15 protein-coding genes and 1 pseudogene are annotated in these 20,169 nt (G+C 67.7%); 9 read left to right on the plus strand and 7 right to left on the minus strand.

The genetic code is table 11. From position 1 onward, the window contains the following. Positions 1 to 270: 270 nt before the first annotated feature. From V2W30_RS40380 to V2W30_RS40395, 4 genes and pseudogenes are all read right to left on the minus strand, one after another. Entirely contained in the window at positions 271 to 846 is a 576-nt protein-coding gene (locus V2W30_RS40380) for a transcriptional regulator (protein ID WP_338704156.1), read from the minus strand. Next, positions 847 to 1,095, minus strand: a pseudogene (locus V2W30_RS40385) (transcriptional regulator); the annotation flags it as partial. It abuts the gene before it with no gap. A gap of 24 nt (positions 1,096 to 1,119) precedes the next feature. Beyond that, complete coding sequence (locus V2W30_RS40390) at positions 1,120 to 1,494, minus strand: toxin Doc (protein WP_338704157.1); 375 nt, start codon at positions 1,492 to 1,494, stop codon at positions 1,120 to 1,122. 3 nt (positions 1,495 to 1,497) lie between these two features. Continuing rightward, entirely contained in the window at positions 1,498 to 1,740 is a 243-nt protein-coding gene (locus V2W30_RS40395) for an antitoxin MazE7 (RefSeq protein ID WP_338704158.1), read from the minus strand. A 3,296-nt stretch (positions 1,741 to 5,036) separates the two neighbouring features. On the opposite strand from V2W30_RS40395, the gene V2W30_RS40400 reads away from it, so the two are divergent. Beyond that, the gene (locus tag V2W30_RS40400; protein WP_338704159.1) at positions 5,037 to 5,963 is read left to right on the plus strand and encodes a ParA family protein; all 927 of its coding nucleotides are present in this window, start codon (positions 5,037 to 5,039) and stop codon (positions 5,961 to 5,963) included. Beyond that, positions 5,960 to 6,598, plus strand: coding sequence for a hypothetical protein (locus tag V2W30_RS40405; RefSeq protein ID WP_338704161.1), 639 nt, complete (start codon positions 5,960 to 5,962; stop codon positions 6,596 to 6,598). The genes V2W30_RS40400 and V2W30_RS40405 overlap by 4 nt, the downstream gene beginning before the upstream one ends. Positions 6,599 to 6,893: 295 nt before the next feature. On the opposite strand, the gene V2W30_RS40410 is transcribed toward V2W30_RS40405, so the two are convergent. Both V2W30_RS40410 and V2W30_RS40415 read right to left on the minus strand, forming a co-directional pair. After that, positions 6,894 to 7,754 carry a hypothetical protein gene (locus tag V2W30_RS40410; RefSeq protein WP_338704162.1) on the minus strand — a complete coding sequence of 287 codons (861 nt, stop codon included), beginning with the start codon at positions 7,752 to 7,754 and terminating at the stop codon, positions 6,894 to 6,896. A 378-nt stretch (positions 7,755 to 8,132) separates the two neighbouring features. Further along, positions 8,133 to 8,903 carry a transposase family protein gene (locus V2W30_RS40415; RefSeq protein ID WP_338693547.1) on the minus strand — a complete coding sequence of 257 codons (771 nt, stop codon included), beginning with the start codon at positions 8,901 to 8,903 and terminating at the stop codon, positions 8,133 to 8,135. 26 nt (positions 8,904 to 8,929) lie between these two features. Here V2W30_RS40415 and V2W30_RS40420 point away from each other — a divergent pair, with 26 nt between their 5' ends. Next, the gene (locus V2W30_RS40420) at positions 8,930 to 10,678 is read left to right on the plus strand and encodes an acyl-CoA dehydrogenase (RefSeq protein ID WP_338704163.1); all 1,749 of its coding nucleotides are present in this window, start codon (positions 8,930 to 8,932) and stop codon (positions 10,676 to 10,678) included. Between the two features lie 289 nt (positions 10,679 to 10,967). Here V2W30_RS40420 and V2W30_RS40425 read toward each other — a convergent pair whose 3' ends face one another. After that, positions 10,968 to 12,137, minus strand: coding sequence for a hypothetical protein (locus V2W30_RS40425; protein ID WP_338704164.1), 1,170 nt, complete (start codon positions 12,135 to 12,137; stop codon positions 10,968 to 10,970). Between the two features lie 798 nt (positions 12,138 to 12,935). Here V2W30_RS40425 and V2W30_RS40430 point away from each other — a divergent pair. The 6 genes from V2W30_RS40430 (at position 12,936) to V2W30_RS40455 (ending at position 20,165) form a co-directional block, all read left to right on the plus strand. After that, positions 12,936 to 13,946, plus strand: a complete 1,011-nt coding sequence (locus V2W30_RS40430) for a bifunctional DNA primase/polymerase (RefSeq protein ID WP_338704400.1) — start codon at positions 12,936 to 12,938, stop codon at positions 13,944 to 13,946. Further along, positions 13,943 to 15,508, plus strand: a complete 1,566-nt coding sequence (locus V2W30_RS40435) for a DNA primase family protein (RefSeq protein ID WP_338704165.1) — start codon at positions 13,943 to 13,945, stop codon at positions 15,506 to 15,508. The genes V2W30_RS40430 and V2W30_RS40435 overlap by 4 nt, the downstream gene beginning before the upstream one ends. 148 nt (positions 15,509 to 15,656) lie before the next feature. After that, positions 15,657 to 16,040, plus strand: coding sequence for a DUF6009 family protein (locus V2W30_RS40440; RefSeq protein ID WP_338704166.1), 384 nt, complete (start codon positions 15,657 to 15,659; stop codon positions 16,038 to 16,040). 1,107 nt (positions 16,041 to 17,147) lie between these two features. Then, a complete protein-coding gene (locus V2W30_RS40445) occupies positions 17,148 to 18,029 on the plus strand; it encodes a bifunctional DNA primase/polymerase (RefSeq protein ID WP_338704401.1) in 882 nt (293 codons plus the stop codon). Next, positions 18,026 to 19,594, plus strand: a complete 1,569-nt coding sequence (locus V2W30_RS40450; protein ID WP_338704168.1) for a DNA primase family protein — start codon at positions 18,026 to 18,028, stop codon at positions 19,592 to 19,594. The genes V2W30_RS40445 and V2W30_RS40450 overlap by 4 nt, the downstream gene beginning before the upstream one ends. A gap of 190 nt (positions 19,595 to 19,784) precedes the next feature. Next, positions 19,785 to 20,165: a DUF6009 family protein gene (locus V2W30_RS40455; RefSeq protein ID WP_338704169.1), complete on the plus strand. Its 381-nt coding sequence runs from the start codon at positions 19,785 to 19,787 to the stop codon at positions 20,163 to 20,165. The last annotated feature ends 4 nt before the right edge of the window (positions 20,166 to 20,169 follow it).

Consider the following 20,169-nt stretch of genomic DNA (forward strand, 5'->3'; position numbering starts at 1 on the left):
TCAGCTCCCCACTGGCCACACCGTGTGCGTGGTAGTGATCCCATGGGCCGCTCACGCTCGGCGTTGCCCTGGGCGGTATCGCTGGTGGGGCGTACGCGCTTGCCCAAGGACAGACGAGGCCGCCCATGATCACTGCGGGCGTTGCACTCGTCCTTGCCCTTGCGTCCCCCGCATTGGCATGACAGCGCCGCCGACACGGGGCCCATGCCCGATCCTTGGCGGTCATCCCTCCAGAAGAGCCACCCCCTTCCCCGTTCTCCGGAAGGGGGCTCAGGCGGCGAAACCGATGTTCATGACGTACTCATAGGCGCCGTAGTCGGAGCCGAGGTCGGCGGTGATGTCGCTGAACCAGGCGTCGTCCATGGCTTCGTCGTCGCCGGCCGCCCATGCCTCGACCATTCGGTCCCAGTGGCGCACGTTCAGCGTGCGGAAGGACACCTCCCGTACGTGAGGACGGGAAACCTGGGACTGGTTGAGGGGGTGGAACTCCACCCGGGTACCGCGGCCGTCCTGGTTGAGGCGTTGCAGCAGGTGGCGGGCGACGTTCTGGCGGCGCACCTGCCGGTAGGCGCCCTCCAGTTGGGCCAGGCTCTTCCTCGACGGTGCCGCTTTGCCGTCGGCCCAGCGCTTGAGGGTACGGTCCGTGACGGTCAGGCCGGCTGCACGGGCGGCGGCTTTGGCGTGTTCGGTGCGGGTGAGGTAGTTCAGGCGGGCCAGCATGCCGCGGCGCTGAGTGACGGGGGTGGCGATGAACTCGACCAGGTTGTCGAGCTGGCGGGCGGCGGCCTCGTAGCCCTTGACCCCCCGGGCGCCGAACTTGCCGAACTCGTGGTTTCTGTCCGGCATTTACGCCTCCCCGGTGTGGGGCACCGCGTCCTGGGTGCCCACCGTGCAGATGTCCTTGATCCTGACTTCGGTAACGCCGCGACCTTCGGGGAAGAAACGCCGCCACTCCCCGATGACGTGGAGTTCGTCGGTGCCCTTGGCGCGGACGACGGTCAGATCCGCATCGTGCGCCGTGAGCGCTTTCCTGCACAGGTTACTGAAGGCCTGGGATCGGATCAGGTGCATCCCGTCCGGGCGGTACAGCGCGCGGGGGTGTGCCGGGTTCCGTGCTGCTCAGGTCCGCCAGGAGCGCAGGCGGTCGGCGATGTCGTAGACGGTGAGCCGCAGGGCCCGGATGTCGGTGATGAGGTCCCGCCACGGCTCATAGGAGTGGTCGACGCTCTCGCCGCAAGCTTCGATGTAGGCGATGGCGACGCCGTAGCCGAAGTACTCGTTGCGCGCGGGCAGCGGGCGCAGCAGCACGATCTGCTCCAGCAGGGCCGCGGCCCGCCAGTAGGCGTCGGGCGAACTCTCGTCCAGCTGAGGGGTGTTGACCCGGTGGCGGGCCACCGCGGCGACCAGGGCCGAGTAGTCGAGTACGGCGAGGTCTTTGCCGAGGAGGTCCTCCTGGCGGTCAAGCAGCCACCGGATGTCGATCGTCAGGTCCAAGGGTCAGGCCGCCTGCCGCGCCGCGCGCGTCGGCAGTCCGCCGAAGTCGCGGTCGAATGCCTCCGCGATGCCTGGCTGCGACACGGCGTCCCGGAAGGAGGCCGTGGCCCGCCCGAGCTTGAGCTGGTTCTCCTGCTCGATGGCCAGCTCGGTGATGTAGGAGCGCATGCTCTGGCCGTGCTCCGCGGCGAGAGCGGCCAGCCGGTCCCGGGTCTCTGTGTCGATCTTGAGGGTGGTGTCAGCCATGACTTGAGCATACTGGAGCGAATACCTCTGTGAATACCTCTCGGGAGAATGAGACCGAGCGCTTGGCTCCTGCCGGTCAGGGGCGGGCGGCGCAACCACGGCGGAGCCGCTCAAGGGCATCGCCGAGGCCAGGACCCGCCGAATTTCATTGAACACTCAATGACTTCTGTCAGAGCCATCGAGAGCGCGAACCCCGGAGCACCGATTTCCCGGAATCAGCCCCTACAGAGGTCAGGTCCGAGGCGAACCGTCCGGACCCCTCCCCCACGTCACGCTCGCGAACCGAGCCCGTTTCCGGTCCCGCCGCCCCCAGGCCCAAAAGGGGAGCCCAAGCGGGACCACTCCCCCGCCGCCCCCACATCCGCATGCGGGACAGCGGGCCACGGCGGCGGGTCAACACCCGGAGGGCACGAACATTCCCCCGGCCGCCCGGTCTCAACTCTCCGCGCATGGAGCGTGCCCCTGGCGCGTCAGTCCCGGACGTCCGTGCCGGTTGGCGCCGAAGGGGGTCGCCCCTCGGAAAGCCGCGGCCCCGGGCGTAGTCGTCCTGCGATCGGTCACCATCGTGACCAGCCTCGGGCCCCCGGCCGTCGCACACCCCGGAATGTCGCGGCACGAAACAGCCAACGGCAGACGCAGAAAACACGCCGACGACGGTCCTGCCCTCTCCGGACGAGCTGCGGCAGCGAAGCACAGTTTTGGAGGCACCGGCGAGCAGGAGGCGAGCGAAACGTCTGAACGTCTGGCGGCGGACACGGTCGCGCGGTCTTGGGTATCGGCTGCTGAGCCCCGGGCCGTGCACGCTTCCCAGCACGCACAGTTGATGCACGCGCTGCCGTACGGTCCTCCTCAGCTAATCAGCACCGCCGAAGGACGCCGGGTGAAGCCTGTCGGCCGCAGCGGCCACGGCTCCCCATCACGGTGGCCGGACTCTGCCGCGAATGCGAACCCTCGCAGCCGAGGACGGCCACAGGACGCGCCGTGCTCGGACTTGTCACAGATGACGAACCACAGATCGACCTGGCCACGGCCCTTCACGGACCGACAAGTCCGCGACCGGCACTCCCCCACTGGTTCTTGCTCCTGCCCTCAGCGACTTGTCGCACAACACGCCTTGAGCACGCGTCAGCAGCGCACGCCCACCACGCAATCATCTGGAGCGGCAGCTCGCAGGCCAGCGTGCCAGACACCCTGCAGGACCGTCGCTGCCCGCGGCAATCGACCGTCGATCCGACGCCAACAGGGGCGACTGCTCACCTGCCTCCCGGCTTCCTGATCCGCACCGCGACATACACGACCGTCACGGCCGGAGGGCACAAGTCGCGGACCAATCCACAGCAGAACTGTGCTTGCTCCAACAGGCTCAGTAAGCCGGCGAGAGACCTCAGCCCGGTAATGACCGTGCGCGACCCCGCGGCCTGATCCAGCGTCGTTCCACCCCGCATGGCAGGTTCAGATCGTCCGAACGCCTGCGCAGGCTGAAGGAGCATCACGATCGAGGCGTACGAGCTGACCACCCGGCTTTGGAGAACTCTCGGCTGGAGCACCTCGGAATTTCCTGGTCTATCAGCCCCCTTCAGCACCCTTACCGACCCGCCCTAGGGGCTTGAGGATCAGGGCGCGGAGGACGCCCATGGACCAACGCACCCGGCATCCGAGGCCCTTGACTCATGACAGCGTTTCAATCTCTTCAACCCGCTGACATCACCACCACCTTGGCGACTCTTAGCATCGCCAATACACAGCCTCACGATCAGTTACGATGGCTCAAGTTGAGGTTAGAAACACCCTCTGACCTGCGGAAACAAACAATCCTGCAAACATCGCCACCCATTGACGAGCAAACATGGAAGGAGGGGTTGTGACACACACTGGGTTCCACCTTGAAGCCTGTCGCTGGCAAGGCCACAGGATCAACGTAACCACATGTGAATCTCAAGGCGTGAGCAATCGTGCAGAGTTGAGCTTTGAGGCACCCCACTGCAACCACCTCTCCATGGGCATTGCCGTTAGCCAGTTTGCGAGTACACCAGGGGGCTGCTGTGCCGGTTGGCATCCAGGCAGAAGGGCAGACCTGCCTATAAGTGCGCACGGTAACCAGGAAGCGGGCTGGCATGTCCACCTGCGTCAAGGGTTCGTGGGCTGCACGTACGTCGACCGGCCCAACTGCGCGTACGTCACCCTGAATACACGCAGGCGGACGGGCACGCCGATCGGTCGGTCGGAGGGTTGGCCGGGGTACCGACATCGAGGCACGCCCGCTCGCCCGGTTGCAGGCAGGACGAAGGGCGGGCAGACGCACCGGTGCAGCCGCCTGCTTCCCAGCAGGCACGTTTGCCGGTCTGCGCACAGGAACACAGGCTGGCCACACCACCTGCCTCACCACCGCACTGCAACGATGACTCCACATCAACCCACATGCAGGAACGCCTCTCTGTCTCGGCACAGGCCCGCATCCGTGTTCCCTGATGCGTCTGCAACTCGGCCGGTCAACCCATACGTCTGCAGGGGAGGACACGAAATCGCAAGTACAGGGAAAGGCCTGAGTGCTTGCACGCCTCCCTGCCCACCCGTCGCCAACCCGGCAAGTACGTCTGAAGACAGGCACTTTGACCGGCCCGCCCACCCAATCGTCGGCTGGTCACCGGATCCGAATCCTGGCAGGCCGTGCGGCAGGACGACCGCCCGGTTCCCCCACCGGGTCACGAGCTCGCGAACCTCCAGGTCCGGCAGTCGGCCGCACAGCTGATACGGCGATACCCCGGAGAGTGAGCCACAAGGCATGAAGGACGGTCGGCTCCCCACCAGACGAAGCAGTGGAACGGGCCGCACGATCGGGTGCAGGCTCGCATACCCCTCGGAATCCTTGCCCGGAAGCCGGTCTGACGGCGTGTCCGGTCACACGGTGCTCCATATCCCTGGTAGCGTGATCACCGCTTTGTGGCACAACTGCTCTGGAGGTGAATGTTCTTGTGGAAGCGTCAGCTGATTCCCACGTGGTGCGATCACTTGCCTTCACCGCATGTCGACAAGCGGGGCCAGGAGCGGGGTCGTCAGCTTGTGCTCACGCGATCAAGTCCATGGTTCCGCCGTCTCGCACAGCGGGCCTGAGCTGGTACGACAGCGTTCCTGAAGCGTTCTTACGGGTTCTGGGGACGGGTTCGGGCCCTCCTGGACCCTGTTCCGGAGCCCTTCGGAGCGCAGGATCGTTCTGAGCGAAGTTTTGACCATCCGAACCAGAACAAATGGGGCATAACGAACCCCGTTCTCAGGTCTGAAGCAGAGTGAGAGGACCCATGGCCAGTCCCTTTGAAGCACCTGACATCCAAACGCAGCTACCCGGCATCCCCTGGGAGTCGCTGTCGCACATCTTCATGTTCGGCAACGGCAAGGGAGGCGTCGGCAAGTCGTCCGTCTCGGCGAACGCCGCGGGCAAGGCCGCGCGCAGCGGGCTGCGGACGCTCATCATCGACTGCAACGCGCAGGGCAACATCGCGCGCGAGCTCGGGTACAAGCGAGCGGAGTGGAACGACGGGGGAGCGGGGCTGCTCGAGGCGCTCAGGACCGGTGCACCGCTGACGCCACGGGAGAACGTCCGGGAGAACCTGGACGTGGTCATGGGCGGTCCGGCCCTCGGTGACGAGTTCGGGATCTTCTTCCACACGCTGCTCGCGAAGGAAGGCCCGCACGCGTACCTGCGGCTGCTGATGTGCCTGCTGCCGATCGCGCACAACTACCAGATCATCATCCTCGACACGCCGCCGGAGAACCCCTCTCTGCAGCGGCTCGCGCTCTCCGCCGCGCGCTGGCTGATCATCCCGGTCAAGAGCGACGGCGGCGCGGAGGACGGACTGGCCCAGATCGGCCTCGAGTTCTCGTACGTCAAGTTCGTCAGCCAGATCAACCCGTACGTCTCGCTGCTCGGGGTGCTGCTGTTCGACACCGGCCGTACGTACACGGGCATCCACGCCGACGTACGGCGCCAGGTACAGAAGGTGCTGGGCGAAGAAGCCCACATGTTCAAGCATCTGATCGGGCACACCGAGTCGGTAGCGCGCCTCGTGCGCAAGCGCGGACTGCTCGTCCAGGAGCTGGCCGAGCGGCGAGCGGCGGGGGAGCGAGGCATCCCGGAGACCGCCGAGGGACTCGCAGCGGACTACGAGGGATTCACTGAAGAGATGTTCGCCAGGGCACTCGAACTGAGGAAGGAAGCCGCGGCATGACCCCGCCGAAGAACAAGAAGACCCACGCCGACGAGGACGAGCAGAGCATGTCGGACGAGGGTGTCGGCAACCTGTTCAGCGGGGGAGGAGCGCCCTCCGGAGCGCTCGCCGGGTGGGCCACTTCGCAGACGTCCGCCCCGGCCGCCCAGCCGGCCGCCACGCCCGCTCAGCCTGCCCCCGTGACTGCGGCGCCGCGCCCGATGGCCGTGGTGCCGCAGCCGACGCGTACGGTCGCCGAGGAGCCCGCAGCACCCGCGAACGACGCGGACACCGCCAGGGCGGTCGGCTTCTACGTTTCGACCAATGTCGCCAACCGCTTCCGCAAGTACCGCAAGCAGACCGATCTGACGCACACGCAGATCGTGTTCCTCGCCATCGAGGCCGCCATCGACAAGGGGCTCACGGAGGTCGTCGAGGACGCGCGGCGCGCACCCAAGTTCCAGTCCAAGCTGTTCGCCGTGGCACCGGACAACTCGGATCTGCGGGGCCTGGGCCCGGTGCAGTTGCAGTACAAGCCGACACGGGCGCAGTACGGGATCATCGACGGTCTTGTCGCCGAGTCCGGGCTGCCCGACCACACCAAGTTCCTCGCGGTGGTGCTCGACCAGTTCCTGCCGGGGCGCCGGGACGCGTGAGCCGGGAACGGGGTCACGACTCACCCGCCGGTTGTCAGGTGGTCCCTGCACGGCTTTGACCACCTGAGTTCGCAAAACAGCGCAGGCGCTCTCATCCGGCACACGGTCCGGCACACTGCCGGGGCGCATGCGGCACCAAGTCGCCGCTGCCGGCCACGCGCGCGCCCGGCCGGATCGGATGGGCGCGCGCGTGGCATCGGGGCTGACTCCCGACGCCTGCCCGGGACTGGTAAGCCCGCATGTTCTCGGACGGTTTCGCCCTTGACCACCCTGAGTAGTCGGTGGTGCCTGCTGGTCACTCTGCGCCGTGGTCACCGGGCTCGTAGGGCGGGATCGTCCAGCGCATCGTTGCCTGGCCCGTGGGGCCAGGCTGAAGGGTCACGGGATAGACCTGTCCGAAGCTGCGTTGGCCGCGATGTCTCATCGAGTGGTCGCCGCTGGCCCAGTTGATTCCCAGCACTGGGCAGTCGGCGACCTCGACGGCGCCGATCCGAAGCGGGTGCGTCCAGCTCGCCCGGTTGAAGCGGTGGAAGTCGGTGTGCTCGTCGACTGCGACCATGACGCCCCGGCCCTGTTCGTCGCCTTCCCAGCCGTTGAGGGCGTCGCCGAGCTTCTTGGCGTCATCGAGCGGGAGGTCCAGCCACCCTCGCACTTGGCTGCCATGTCGCGAGACCATGTCTCCGCCGAACTGACGATGGGCGGCCTCCGCGTGGGCTCCCCAGTAGGCGACGTCGGCAAGGCCGTCGGTTGAGGGGTGGCCGTCTCCGGTCCAGGAGTCCAGGGCCAGTGCGTCACCGAGCACCATGCCGCAACGGTCGACCGGTAGGTCGCCAAGGATGATCGGCTCGTCCCCGGCGGTGCCTGTCCAGAGCAGACCGAGATCGATCTCAAGGACTGCGATGGTTGGCCCTCCGTCGAAGGGCGACGGCGCCATGCCAGCCCGCACCATCAACGGCTTGTCACTGACGGCGCGAACTGCGGCCATCTCACACATCCAGTCGTGGACGTGTCCGCCGCCGACCGATGCCGCGGCACTTGCGCGTACGGACAGCGGTTGGCCCAGCTGCGGCCAGTAGTCGATCCACGACGCCATCCCCAACACAAGGACTCCCGACGGCGCTGTCACGATTCCCAGGTCAATGTCACTCTCAGCCATCCGGCGATGGAACCTTCCTCTTGCTCTCAGGATCAAGGTCCGCTGGGTCAACGCCTTTGGGTGCGGTTCCTTTGAAGTGACGATCGGGATCATGCGGCGAGGCCGCTCAAAGAAGGAACGGACGGTGGGTGGGCCGGGACGGCCGCCTGGTGGTCGCGGGTCACCATTAACCGATTGTTTACTTTGCCCTGGTTTCCGCGTGCGGATCATGTCGTTGGCCGGGTATGACGATCAACATGAGCTGGCAGGTCCAGGACGGTCCGCGGCGCGCGCTTCGTTCGCAGGCGCTCACCGGGATCCTCTTCCGGGACGGCGATTCAAGCGTGTTGCACAAGGCGGTGTTCGGGCAGGTCAGGGTTAGTGAGGGCAGTCCTCTGGTCATGAGGCGAGGGCGAGGTTGTGCATCTGGGCGACGGCTTGGACGGCGTGGTGAAGGCCGTCGCCGTGCTGCCGGCAGTCGCGGAGGATCTTGTAGTTCTTCATCCGGCCGATCACATGCTCCACCCGGGCCCGCACCGTGCGATGGGCGGCGTTGTCGGCCTCCTCGCCCGCCAGCAGCTCGCGTCGGGGGCGTTTGCGGTGCGGGGTGACCATCCCGCAGTTGAGGTAGGCACCGTCGGCCAGCATGGTCACGCCCTGGCAGTGCTGGGCCAGGCCGGAGGCCCGCCAGGCGTGCGCGTCCGCGGTGGTGCCCGGCACCGGCCGGGCCGCGGCGATCACGAGACGGGTGTCGGCATCCACAATGACCTGCACGTTTGCGGAGAACCGGTAGTTGCGTGAGGAGGAGCCGACGTGCCGGTCGCGGACCGGGATGAGGGTGCCGTCCACGATCCACAACCGGTCCGCCGCGTCGGCCGGACGGGCCACCGGCTCCAGCGCGAGCAGCGGGCCGAGCTTCTGGATCACCCGGCACACGGTCGAGGAAGAGGTCCCGAACAGCGGCCCGAGCTGCCGCATGGTCAGGTTGGTGCGGTAGTACACGGCCACGATCAAGACCCGTTCGGCCAGCGGCAGACACCACGGACGGCCCCGCAGCGTGCCGTTGCCGCCTCGGTCACGGACCACCCTCAGCAGCCGCCCGAACTGCTCCATCGACAGCCCCGTGAACGTCTCCACCCACACCCGTTCAGCCCTCAACACCCCAGCCATACACCGGATATGCCCAGTTCACGGCCTTGTGCAACACGCTTTCGGGGCCCGACCTCCATGCGGCGTGGCGCAAGGCGATTTCGACGGACCTGTTCCGCCACCGTACCGACCTGTATGTCGAGGAGCGATGGCAACAGTCGTATGACCGGCTGCGGGCCCTGAACGAGGAAGTGCTGTGCGTGCAGGATCTGGCCCGGGACCCGCGCGCGCTGGCCGCCCTGCACGAGTGGGCTTCGGTGGTGGACGGGGCCACGGCGACGGTGGCGGGCATCCACTACAACCTCTTCCTCGGCAGCCTCCTCGACGACGACGTGTCCCCCGCCCGCAACTTGGCCGAGTTCACCGCACTGGCGGCCACCGGGACCTTCCTGTGCACCGAGCACGCGCATGGCAACGATGCGGCGGCGCTGGAGACCATCGCTCGCTACGACCGTGAGCGGGACGGGTTCGTGCTGCACACCCCGCACGAGGGCGCGCGGAAGTACATGCCCAACACCAGCCCCGCGGGCGGACCGAAGACCGCGGTGGTCGCGGCGCGGCTGGTGGTCGACGACCGGGACGAGGGCGTCTTCCTCTTCCTCACCCCGCTCAGCGACCAGCGCGGAACCCTGCCGGGCGTGACAGTGACGATGCTGCCGGACCGGATCGGCAGCCCGGTGGACCACTGTGTCACCAGCTTCGACCACGTGCGCCTGCCCCGAACCGCACTGCTCCAGGGCGCGCACGGACGGCTCACGGACGAGGGCATCTTCACCAGCGCCTTGGGCAGTCCGCGCAAACGGTTCCTGCATGCCATCCGCCGGGTGACGGTCGGCAAGCTGTGTATGAGTGCGAGCACTCTGGGCGGCAGCCGTGCGGCGCTGGCGATCGCGGTGCGTTACGCGTACCTGCGTCACATCTCTGGGCCGGTGGCCGGAGAGCGCGTCCAACTGGCGGCACACCGCAGCCACCATGCCCGTCTCCTGTCCTGCGCGGCCACCGTCTACGCCATGACCTTCCTGCACCGGGTCGTCACCGAACGCTGGATCACCCACGGCCCCGAGGACGAGGCGGAAGCAGCCCGGCTGGTGGCGATGGCCAAGGGCTGGATCACCTGGCAGGCCCGCGACATCACCACGGAGGCCCGCGAACGGTGCGGCGCCCGCGCGCTGTTCCCTGTGAACGGCCTCGCCGAATTCACCGCGAACGCCGATGGCGCCATCACCGCAGAGGGCGACAACCTGGCTATCTGGTGCAAAGCGGGAGCCGAGATGATCTTCGGGCACGCAGCCGCCCCGGAACCGGAGACGGCGGCGACCGGTCAGGAGTCCCTGACCGACCCCGCCTTCCTGCGCCGCGCGTTGGCCGCCGCCGAACGCTACTGGCACCTGACCGCGCGCCGCGACGTCCGAGGCGGTACAGGCGATGCGCTCGGGCGCTGGAACCATGCCTCCGCCGCGGCCCTCGCCCTGGTCGAGACCTACACGCTGGGCCAGGCCGCCGACGCCTTCGCCTCGGCTTGCTCCCAGGTCACCGACCCCGATACCCGCGCCGCCCTGGAAGATCTGCGCACCCTGTTCCTGCTCGACCGGCTGGCCCCGATCAGCGGACTCCTGCTGGCCGAGGGCGTCCTTAGCGCCGATCAGGTCCGCTCCCTCCCCGACACGGTGCGCAACCTGACAGTGAGGCTTGCGCCGCATCTGACGGCCCTGACGGAGGCATTCGACGTGCCCGAGGAGCACTTGGCGTCGCTGCCGATGCTGACTGAGAGGACCTCGCCCCGACGCGAATCATGACTGACCCACGCCGTCCCGACGGTCACTTCAAAGGATCCACACCCAACGCCTTTTGGTCACCTGGGGCGTATCGGCTCCAGGCGTCCGCCAAGCGATCTACGACTGATCCTGAAGCTCTTCGGGGCCGCCATGGGTAAGACGTCGTTGTGATGCCCGGTGGCGGCCATCCCTCCACGTCCTCCGTGAATCAGCCCTCCGCCCGGGGCAGGCACATCCAGTGGGGCAGTGCGGTCATGGCTTCGCTGTGGCGGTGTGTCGGGTCCGGAAGGCGGCGCGCGGCGGTGCTGTCCTACTCGGCCGGCAGACGGAGCATCGGTTCGAAGGCCGCGTCCTCTTCGCCCTCGACCGAAGGGAGGAAGCCGTCCGGGACGGTGCGGGCGGCCGTGGTGAGGAGGCGGGCCAGGACATCGGGCTCGGTGGCCGGGGGGAGTCGGAGGGCGGCGAGGAGGCGGTCGCGGACCTCGGAGTGGTCCGGGTTGTCCTCAAGGTAGTCGGCGTTGAGTGCGGGGGGACGGAAGCCGGCCAGGGCGTCGTGCCAGGAGGGGAGGACGATGGCCAGGGTCAGGGCCTCGGCTAGGGACTCCGCGATGAGGGAAGCCTGGCCCTCGGAGTCGGTGTAGAGGACGGGGCGGACGCGGTCGGAGCCAGCCGGGGCGCAGAGGTAGTGGGTGCCTCCCGCGTTGCAGCCGGCCACGGGTTCCACCGGGAGACCGGCTGGCAGGGCGATCGACTCGATGGGGTCGGTCCGCGTGAGGTCGAACTCGCCGTCGCAGGCGAGGTACGCCTCGACCTCGGGGTCAGCGGCGATCCGGCGAAGCAGGGCCTCGTCGGCGAGGGCGGCCGGGTTGAGCCCGCGGGCGCCTTCGGGGGTCAGGGGGTGGCCCGCAAGGACGTGGCGGACGGTGTCGAGGGGGACGGGCCGCCCGTAGTCCTCCTCGAAGTGCGCCTGGACGGCCTCGGGGGAGCGGTCGGTGAGGAGGCGGAAGAGGCGCCCGGAGCCGTCCGGGTCCGGGTTGCCCGAGGGGAACTCGATGCCCGAGCCGGTGCGCCAGGTGCTGCCACCAATCTCCCACCACAGGCAGGCGGTGACCCGCGGGACGCCGATGCCCTCGTCGACGAAGGCCGGGTCGTCCAGGAGCGGGCGCAGCGCGGCGGGCACCTCGTCGATGACACCGGGCCAGACCTGTTCATCGTCCGCGGCGTACGGGCTCATCTCCGACTCGTGGTCGAAGCCTCGGACGAGCACACCGGCCGAGGGGAAGAGGACGGAGAAGTCGTCACCCGAGCCGTTGTCCATCAGGGCCGCCTCCGTCCCAGGCCCCCAGGCGGTGAAGAAGGAGTAGCGGGAGAACCGCGGGTCGCGGCAGATGGCCTGGTCCAGCACGGCCAGCGCACGCAGGTACCCGTGGAGCTCGGCGGGGTCCGGGAGAAGGGCGGCGGTCGTGTGCACGGTGTCCATGGGCTCATGCAAGCAGCCGGCACTGACATCCAGGGCGGAGGCGCGGTCACGCCCGCTCGCTCCCACAGGGAACCATGGTCCAACGGTCACCGCGGCTGCCCTGACGGCGCCGACAAGGTGCGCTGCTGAGTCCCGTGGGCTGAGTCCCGTTGCTCAGTCCCGTTGCTAAAAGCCCAGGTCAGAGCCGCTCACACCGTGGGGCACGGGACTGACGGGACTCAGTCCTGTAGTTATCAGCTACATAGAACACAGTCTCGTACGCGCGTACGCATGCATGAAGAGGATGTGTTTACACAGCAGATAACTACAGGGTTCGGTCCCGTCAGTCCCGTGACGGGAGAGCAAAGCACCGCTGACCAGGGGTTTTATTCCACGGGACCGAAGTGGCTGAGTGGCTGACGGGACTCAAGACGTCGGCGAGACGCCCTGGGGGAACACCCAGAGGGACCCCCACCTGCGGGCTGCGTGCGTCTACCCCCGGGGGGGGGCCGGGTCCCGTTGATGAGTCCTGTTACTAAAAGTCCAGGTCAGTGGCCCATCACCCCCTCTTGCACGGGACTGACGGGACCGAACTTTCGCGACACGCCCCGCCCTGCTCACGGATTGCCTCCCCTTGTGGGCTACGCTCGGTGCCGCAAAGTTGAAACCTCAGTCCCTTCAGTCCCGTTGGGCCCGCGCAGTCGCCTCTTACAAGGGGAGACAAGGGATTTTTCGACGACGACAGCATCGCCTCAACCATGACAAGGACCGTAGGTGCCCCGCGAGACCGCGACTTCTGCCGTGCATGCCGTGCACGAGGTGGCCCGCTGGTGCGCCCGGGCAGGTTGGCCAGTCCACCCCCTGGCCCCCCGCCAGAAAGTCCCCCCGGCCAACTGCGGCGCCTGCAAGGCGGACCGGCACGCGCCGGCCGACTGTCCGTGTCGCACGCAGGGCCGCTGGTGCCACGGGTTCCACGCCGCGACCACGGATCCCGCTCTGATCGACGCTTGGTGGGGCGCTCAGCCCCGCTTCGGGGTCGGTGTCTCCTGCGGTCCGGCCGACCTCGTGGTTCTCGACGTCGACGCGCATGCCGCGCAGGTCCCCGACCGCTCGCGCCTGCTGCCCGGGATCCCGATCGGCCCCCAGGTCGATCTGGCGGGCCTGGCCACCGGTTTTGACACGCTCGCCCTGCTTGCCGCGCTGCGAGGACAGCCCAGCCCCGCAGAGGACGAGACCACTCTGAGAGTGCGTACTCCCTCGGGCGGGGTGCACGTCTGGTACACCAACCCCGATCCGCGCATCCGCTATCGCTCTTCCACCGGCTCCAGCCCGAAGACCGCGCTGGCCTGGCAGGTCGATGTCCGGGCCGACAACGGCTACATCGTTGCGCCTGCCACCCGCACCACCGCCGGGAGCTACCGCCCCCTGGGCACCGCCCGCACCCCGGCCTTGCTGCCCGACTGGCTTGCCGCGGAGCTCGTGCGCACCGGCCATGTCCCGCCCTCGCCCGCAGCCGCACCGGTGCCGGTACCGCGGCGCAGCCGGCCGGGCAAGGGCGCCGACCGGCTGCTCGCTCCGCTTCTCGCCGAAGTCGCCGCATGCGCCGCCGTACCGGAAGGCGCGAGCTTCTCCGAGAAGCTCAACCGTGCCGCCTACACCGTCGGCGGACTGACCGCGGGTGGGTATCTCACGGAGGCCGAGGGCCTGGCCCTGCTGTGGGACGTGGCGCGCACCGCCCGCCCCGGCCAGGAACGCCGCAGCCGCACGATCATCGAGTCCGCTCTGTCCGCCGGCGCCCAGCGCCCGCTCCATCCCCGAGGACGCTCATGAGCGCCGAACCGCCCGCCCGCTTCGACGCGGAAGCCGCAGCAGCGCAGATCAACCAGCAGGCCCTCGACTTCCCCCTGCCGGCGCCGCATCATCCCCAACTGCCCGCGCAGCAGCGCGACCAGAGCCCCGTTTCCGAAACGTCCCAGCCAGGTTTCGTACCGGACTCTCTCACCGACCGGGGCAACGCCAAGCTCTTCGCCCGGCTCTACTCCGACCAGTTCCGCTATGTGCTCGGGATGGGCTGGCACACCTGGGACACCTACCGCTGGAAACTCACCGGGGGAGAGGAAGCCGCCGTTTGGGCGGCGGGGGAGATGGCCGAGCAAATCGGCGACCGCGACCCCTCCGGCCGCTTCACCGACCGTCAGGTCGCTGCCCACCGCCGCCACTCCGAGTCGACCTCCGGGGTCAAGGCCATGCTTTACCAGGCGCAGGCGGCCCCGGCGCTGCGGCTGGACCCCGACCTGCTCGACGGCGACAACTACGCCCTGTGCACCCCGTCCGGCGTCGTCGACTTGCGCACCGGGGTGTTGCGCAAGCCGAACCCGCTGACCGACATGCACTCGCGGGCCACCACCGTCGCACCACAGAAGATGCCGGTCCCGCGCTGGCACAACTTCCTGGCCGACACTTTCGGCGACGACTCCCGGGGCGAGGAGACCATCCGGTTCCTGCACCTGCTCCTCGGCTACTCCATCACCGGAGACGTCGGCGCCCAGGTCCTGCCTTTTTTGTACGGGTCCGGGGCCAACGGCAAGTCCGTCCTGCTGGAAGTCACCATGCAGATCCTCGGCGACTACGCCAATGCCGCGCCGCCTGGATTCCTCATGGAGAAGGGCAAGTTCACCGAGCACTCGACGGAATTGACCGAGCTGCACGGGCGCCGCATCGTGGTGTGCTCCGAACTCAAGCCCAATGACAAGTTCAACGAGGCTCGTGTCAAACTGCTCACGGGCGGCGACACCATCACAGCCCGCCGCATGCGGCAGAACTTCTTCACATTCACGCCCACGCACAAGCTGTGGCTGCTCGGCAATCATCGCCCGGAGGTCGGTACCGGCGGGCACGCGTTCTGGCGCCGTATGCGGCTGATCCCGTTCGAGCGCCGGGTGCCCGACGACCGGAAGATCGACAACCTGGCCGCTGAACTCGTCGCCGACGAGGGCCCCGGCATCCTGCAGTGGCTCATCGAGGGCGCCCAGCGGTACCTGGCCACCCGCGATCCGCTGCGCGGACCCGACTCCGTACGCATCGCCACCGCCGCCTACCAGACCACCGAGGACCACATCGGGCGCTTCCTCGGCGAACGCTGCACCACCGGCAGCGGAGGCCGCCCCGACCTCGATCTGCGGGTCGAGCAGAAGCTTCTCTACATCGCCTACTGCCAGTGGTGCGCCGACGAGGACATCCGGGCCTCCACCTCCCGGGCGTTCGCCAGTCGCATCCGCCAGGAACTGGGACTCTCGTCCCCCAACGACATGATCAAGAACAACACGAAGAAGCTGTACCCCGGACTCGCCCTGCTGCCCGAAGCTCCCGAGGACAGGGACACCACCTCATGACGCTCCCCGGACCCCGGTCCGCCCTGGCGGACCGCCCGTACCATGGAGACGGCTCTCCGAAGCGGTCGCTTGTCGGCCGAGCTGGACCCAGCCGAGCGAAGACCACCCGAGCCGGCCGTCCGACGGCCGCCCGCACGAAGGAGGCCCGATGAGCGCGATGCCGCAGGAAGGCGATCTCGCCCAGGAGGCCGAGCTCGTGTGGCTGGAGGACCCCGCGGAGCTCGACTACGTCCGCCAGGCCCTCGACAAGGTCAACACCCGCCGCGGCAAGCCCCGTTACGAGCGGGACGGCCGTCTCATCGGATACGCCAACCTCACCCCGAAGGCGCCCCGCAGCGCCGACAGCGGCCTGTTCGCCCGGCGCACCTTCTACCTGCTGCCGCACGACCGGCCCAACGACCCCGAGGACTGCCCCTACGCCGTCGGTTCCCCCCTCGAGGCCGTCGACCCCCGCACCCTGCGACCGGGCCGGCTCGGGGAGAAGACGGCCCGGTCGCAGGGCACCCCGGAGATAGCTCCGACCAGCACCTGACCCGGGACGTAAGGGCCTGGGTCAGTGGGTTCGTAGGGTCGAGAATCCGGCGGCCCGGGCACCGATCCATCGGATCGCCGGAACGCTCGACACAACATGTTCCGAGCTGTTCGCGCCTGCCCAGGATCAGTGGCCTAGGCCACTCGGCAGCGGCTTTGGCCGGAAGGCCGATCAAGCGGTTCCAACTCCTCACCCGGCCGCAGCCGATTGGGTTCGTAGAAGGCTTTCTGGCATTCGCGGACGCTCCCGCCGCCAGGAGGGGCTCGTAGACCACCGGGGCGCTGTGTGAGGAGAAGCCCAGCAGGCGGCTGGCCACCCGGGGACCGGCCCACCTGCTCGCCATACCGGAACCCCTCCTGGACACTCCGGCCGAGCGGTTGGCGAGCGCCCCGGGTTGCTGAAGGTGTGGGTCACGGCGCGAATCACCGCGTGAGGCTGTGTCAACAAGGCACCCAGTCCAGTACCAGGAACATTCACGCTCATGTTGATCTCAAGGATAGGAGGAGACAAGCCCTCAGAGACCAAGGGTTTGAAGGCGGGCACGGGGAGGGACCGGGCGCGCTGTGGTCCTCGAGGCGGGCCCAGGTGTTTACGCAGGTCGGAGGGCTCTTTGCAGAACCTGACAGGGACTGTAGGGACTGAACTTTGCCATGATGACGCAGGCAAGACATGTATCCATATACGCGGGAGGATGTGACACACATGTCAACTTCAGCTCATAATGGAGAAGTAGAGTCCCTACAGTCCCTCTCGGGATCGGATGTACGCCTCTGAACTGCAATGATGCCCAGGGATTGAGCGGGTGCTCTTCATTCCATCCAGACCCCGCCGTTCGGTCCCTGGCCCCTGAGTGCCTCGAGCGGCCCGGTGAAACACCTACCGTGGTCCTTGAGGGACCCAAGGGACTGAGGGGCCCAATAAAAACGCCGTGGCGATCGAACAACCTTCCTTCTGTGAAGGCGGACCGTACACTCTTCTCGCATCAGAGTCCCTTCGGTCCCTGACGGTTTGGCAACGTGTCAGGTGTGTGAAGTAAGCGGGCAGACAGAAGTGACGAGGACGATTCCTGTGCTGAGCGAAGGAGAGAACCGAGACAGTGCCGTCAGAGTGGCGCCCGCGGCTCCTGCCCCTCCGCAGGCCGTCGCCCGCTGGTTTGCGGCGCAGGGCTGGGCGGCGCATCCTCTCCGCGCGGGCCGCAGTCTGCCTGTCAGGAGCTGTCATTTTTCCTGTTCAAGGGGCCCGCATGAGTCGGCGAGCTGCTTCTGCTTCCACACAGGCCGTCCCTGTCATGGTTTCCACTTCGCGACGACTGATCCTGAACTCATTGAGCGATGGTGGCCAGACACACGTTCCGCGGGCCCGGGTGTTGCCTGTGTTTCTGAGGATCTTGTCGTGAGCGGCATCGGTGCTCACCATGTGCCCGTGGCAAACCGGATTCATCCGCTTCCGGGTGTCTCTGCTCCGGACCAGGTTGAACTCGCCGCGGTCTCTGGCTTCGATACGTCGGCGCTCCTTGCGGTCCAGCGAAGTGAGCATGATCCGGCGTATGACGAAGACACACTGCGGGTGCGTCCTTCATCGGGCGGCCTGTATGTCTCGTACCGGAACCCTGATGCCAACACCCGCTACCGCTGCTCAACGGGGTCCGGGCGAAACATGGCGCGTGGCCGGCAGGCCGATGTGCGGGCGGGCCGCAGCCTCATCGTGCCCCGGGGTACCCGTATGCCCAAGGGCGTCTGCCGCGGAGGGCCCTCCCTTTCGCGGGCTGCTACTTCGGAGGGAATGGACTTCTCGGAGAAGCTCAACAGGGTTACCTGCACAGCCTGTGGCCCGGTCGGTGCGGGCCTTGAGCTCGCCGCCAGTCGCGAGCAATGTGTCCATGCCGTTCACCGTGCCCACCCTTGGCAGCAGTCCAGGGATGAACAGATCGTTGACGACCCCCTTGCCGTCGGGTCCGTCCGCCCTCTTCACCTCAAAGGACGTTCATGAGCAGCAGTGCCGAAGACTCCCCGCGTTTTGATCCGCAGGCTGCCGCTCAGCAGATGCTCGACCTTGGGTCGGCGGACGCGGTGCCCAGTACCGCCCGGTTTCCCGCGCAGGTCGGTCCCTTTGTCTCGTCGGCTCCGCAAACGGTGAGCGTTCCCACGGGGGCTGCCATCGGTGTGCCGGCCGCGTTGCCTCCCTCGCTTTCCGACCGGGGAAACGCTCGGCTCTTCGTGCAACTGCACCGTGACCAGTTCCGTCATGTGGAGGGCTTGGGCTGGTTCTCGTGGGACGGCTATCGGTGGAAGCGTGGGGGAGGGGAGAAGGCCGCCCTGTGGGCTGCGGGGGAGATGGCCGAGGACATGCCGGTCAGCGATCCGCGCGGTGTCTTCAGTAACCGTGACCTCGTCCAGCACAAGCGGCGCACCCTGTCGACAACGGGCCTCAAGGCCCTCCTGACACAGGCGAAGGCATCGCCTGACATATCCGTCGATCCCGACCGGCTCGACGGAGACCCCTACGCCCTGTGCACTCCCGTGGGTGTGGTCGACCTGAACACCGGGCATCTGCGCAAGCCCGACCCGACCCGCGACTTCCACTCCCGCGCCACCAGCGTTGCCCCGCAGGACATGGAGACGCCGCGCTGGCACCGCTTCCTCGCCGACACCTTCGGGGACGACGACGAGGGCCGGGAGATGATCGACTTCCTGCATCTGCTGCTCGGCTACTCCATCACGGGCGACGTCGGCGCTCAGGTGCTGCCCTTCCTGCACGGTGAGGGCAAGAACGGCAAGTCCGTCCTGCTCGACATCATGATTCAGGTCCTCGGTGACTACGCCGACGCGGCCCCGCCGGGCTTTCTGATGGACCGGGGCGCCTTCTCGGAGCACTCCACAGAACTGACCGAACTACATGGGCGCCGTCTGGTGGTGTGCAGCGAACTGAAGCCGAACGACAAGTTCGACGAGGCACGCGTTCGGCTGCTGACGGGCGGCGACAAGATAAAGGCCCGTCGGATGCGGCAGGACTACTTCTCGTTCACCCCCACCCATCACCTGTGGCTGCTCGGCAACCACCGCCCGGAGGTCTCTACCGGCGGCTTCGCCTTCTGGCGCCGCATCCGTCTGCTGCCTTTCACCCGCACGGTTCCGGCGCACCGCAGGATCGACAACCTCGCCTTCGAACTTGTACGGGACGAAGGCCCGGGAATCCTGCACTGGCTGATCCAGGGGGCGCGGCGCTACTTGGGCACCAGAGATCCGCTGGAGGGCCCCGACCGGGTTCGTATGGCCACCACGGCGTATGCCACCACCGAGGACCACATCGGCCGTTTCCTCGCCGAGTGCTGCACGCGGGACTGTGATCCGGGCAAGGACCTGCGGGTGGAGCAGGGTTTGCTCTACGCCGAGTACAGCTCCTGGTGCAACGCCGGCGAAGGCATTCGGCCCGCGACCCCGCGTGCTTTCGCGAACCGGATCCGCCAGGAGGTGGGCGTCGCCTCGCCGACCGACATGATCAAGTCGAACGGCCGCAAGTATTACCCCGGAATCGGCCTGTTGGGGCAGGCATGAGGGCTGGCGTGGGGCAGTCATCCACCCGACGTGCCTTACACCCATGCCGAGGTGCGCTCTACGATGGGGGCCCGGCCCCGTACCCGGTTGTCCCCACGGAGCGGCCCGTCACCTTGCGGCGAGCGGGACGGATCGATGCCCGGACGCCCCCGGCGCCGGGGAGCATGCCGACGAAGGAGGGGCAGCGGCCATGAGTTCGCTGTTGACCGAGAGCGACCTCATCCACGAGGCCGAGGTGGTGTGGCTGGAGAACCTCGAACGGCTCGACTACGTCCGTCAGGCACTGGACAAGACCAAGCGGCGCAACACCAAGCCGCCGTACGCGCGCGACGGCCGCATGGTGGGCTACGCGCTGCTGGACGAGGACGCCTCGCCGGACCCGGACAGCGGCCTGTACAAGCGGCGCGTGTTCTTCCTGCTGCCGCACGACCGTGACAGCCTCCCCGACGGCCTCTACCGTGAGGGCGCCCCGGGCGAGGCCATTGACCCGCGCACGATCGAGCCGAGGAAGCCGGGAGCGAAGACGCCCCGGTCTCAGTCGGGATCGGCAGCCGTGGCTTCGGTGCCCTGAGTCT

Origin of the sequence: Streptomyces sp. Q6, from assembly GCF_036967205.1 — a bacterium.
In the GTDB taxonomy this organism is placed as follows: Bacteria; Actinomycetota; Actinomycetes; order Streptomycetales; family Streptomycetaceae; genus Streptomyces; species Streptomyces citrinus.

What these genes read in the sequence shown, in the direction of transcription:
- V2W30_RS40380 (WP_338704156.1), bottom strand. Translation starts at nt 846, where the DNA reads ATGCCGGACAGAAACCACGAGTTCGGCAAGTTCGGCGCCCGGGGGGTC.
- V2W30_RS40395 (WP_338704158.1), bottom strand. Translation starts at nt 1,740, where the DNA reads ATGGCTGACACCACCCTCAAGATCGACACAGAGACCCGGGACCGGCTG.
- V2W30_RS40400 (WP_338704159.1), top strand. Translation starts at nt 5,037, where the DNA reads ATGGCCAGTCCCTTTGAAGCACCTGACATCCAAACGCAGCTACCCGGC.
- V2W30_RS40405 (WP_338704161.1), top strand. Translation starts at nt 5,960, where the DNA reads ATGACCCCGCCGAAGAACAAGAAGACCCACGCCGACGAGGACGAGCAG.
- V2W30_RS40410 (WP_338704162.1), bottom strand. Translation starts at nt 7,754, where the DNA reads ATGGCTGAGAGTGACATTGACCTGGGAATCGTGACAGCGCCGTCGGGA.
- V2W30_RS40415 (WP_338693547.1), bottom strand. Translation starts at nt 8,903, where the DNA reads ATGGCTGGGGTGTTGAGGGCTGAACGGGTGTGGGTGGAGACGTTCACG.
- V2W30_RS40425 (WP_338704164.1), bottom strand. Translation starts at nt 12,137, where the DNA reads ATGGACACCGTGCACACGACCGCCGCCCTTCTCCCGGACCCCGCCGAG.
- V2W30_RS40435 (WP_338704165.1), top strand. Translation starts at nt 13,943, where the DNA reads ATGAGCGCCGAACCGCCCGCCCGCTTCGACGCGGAAGCCGCAGCAGCG.
- V2W30_RS40440 (WP_338704166.1), top strand. Translation starts at nt 15,657, where the DNA reads ATGAGCGCGATGCCGCAGGAAGGCGATCTCGCCCAGGAGGCCGAGCTC.
- V2W30_RS40450 (WP_338704168.1), top strand. Translation starts at nt 18,026, where the DNA reads ATGAGCAGCAGTGCCGAAGACTCCCCGCGTTTTGATCCGCAGGCTGCC.
- V2W30_RS40455 (WP_338704169.1), top strand. Translation starts at nt 19,785, where the DNA reads ATGAGTTCGCTGTTGACCGAGAGCGACCTCATCCACGAGGCCGAGGTG.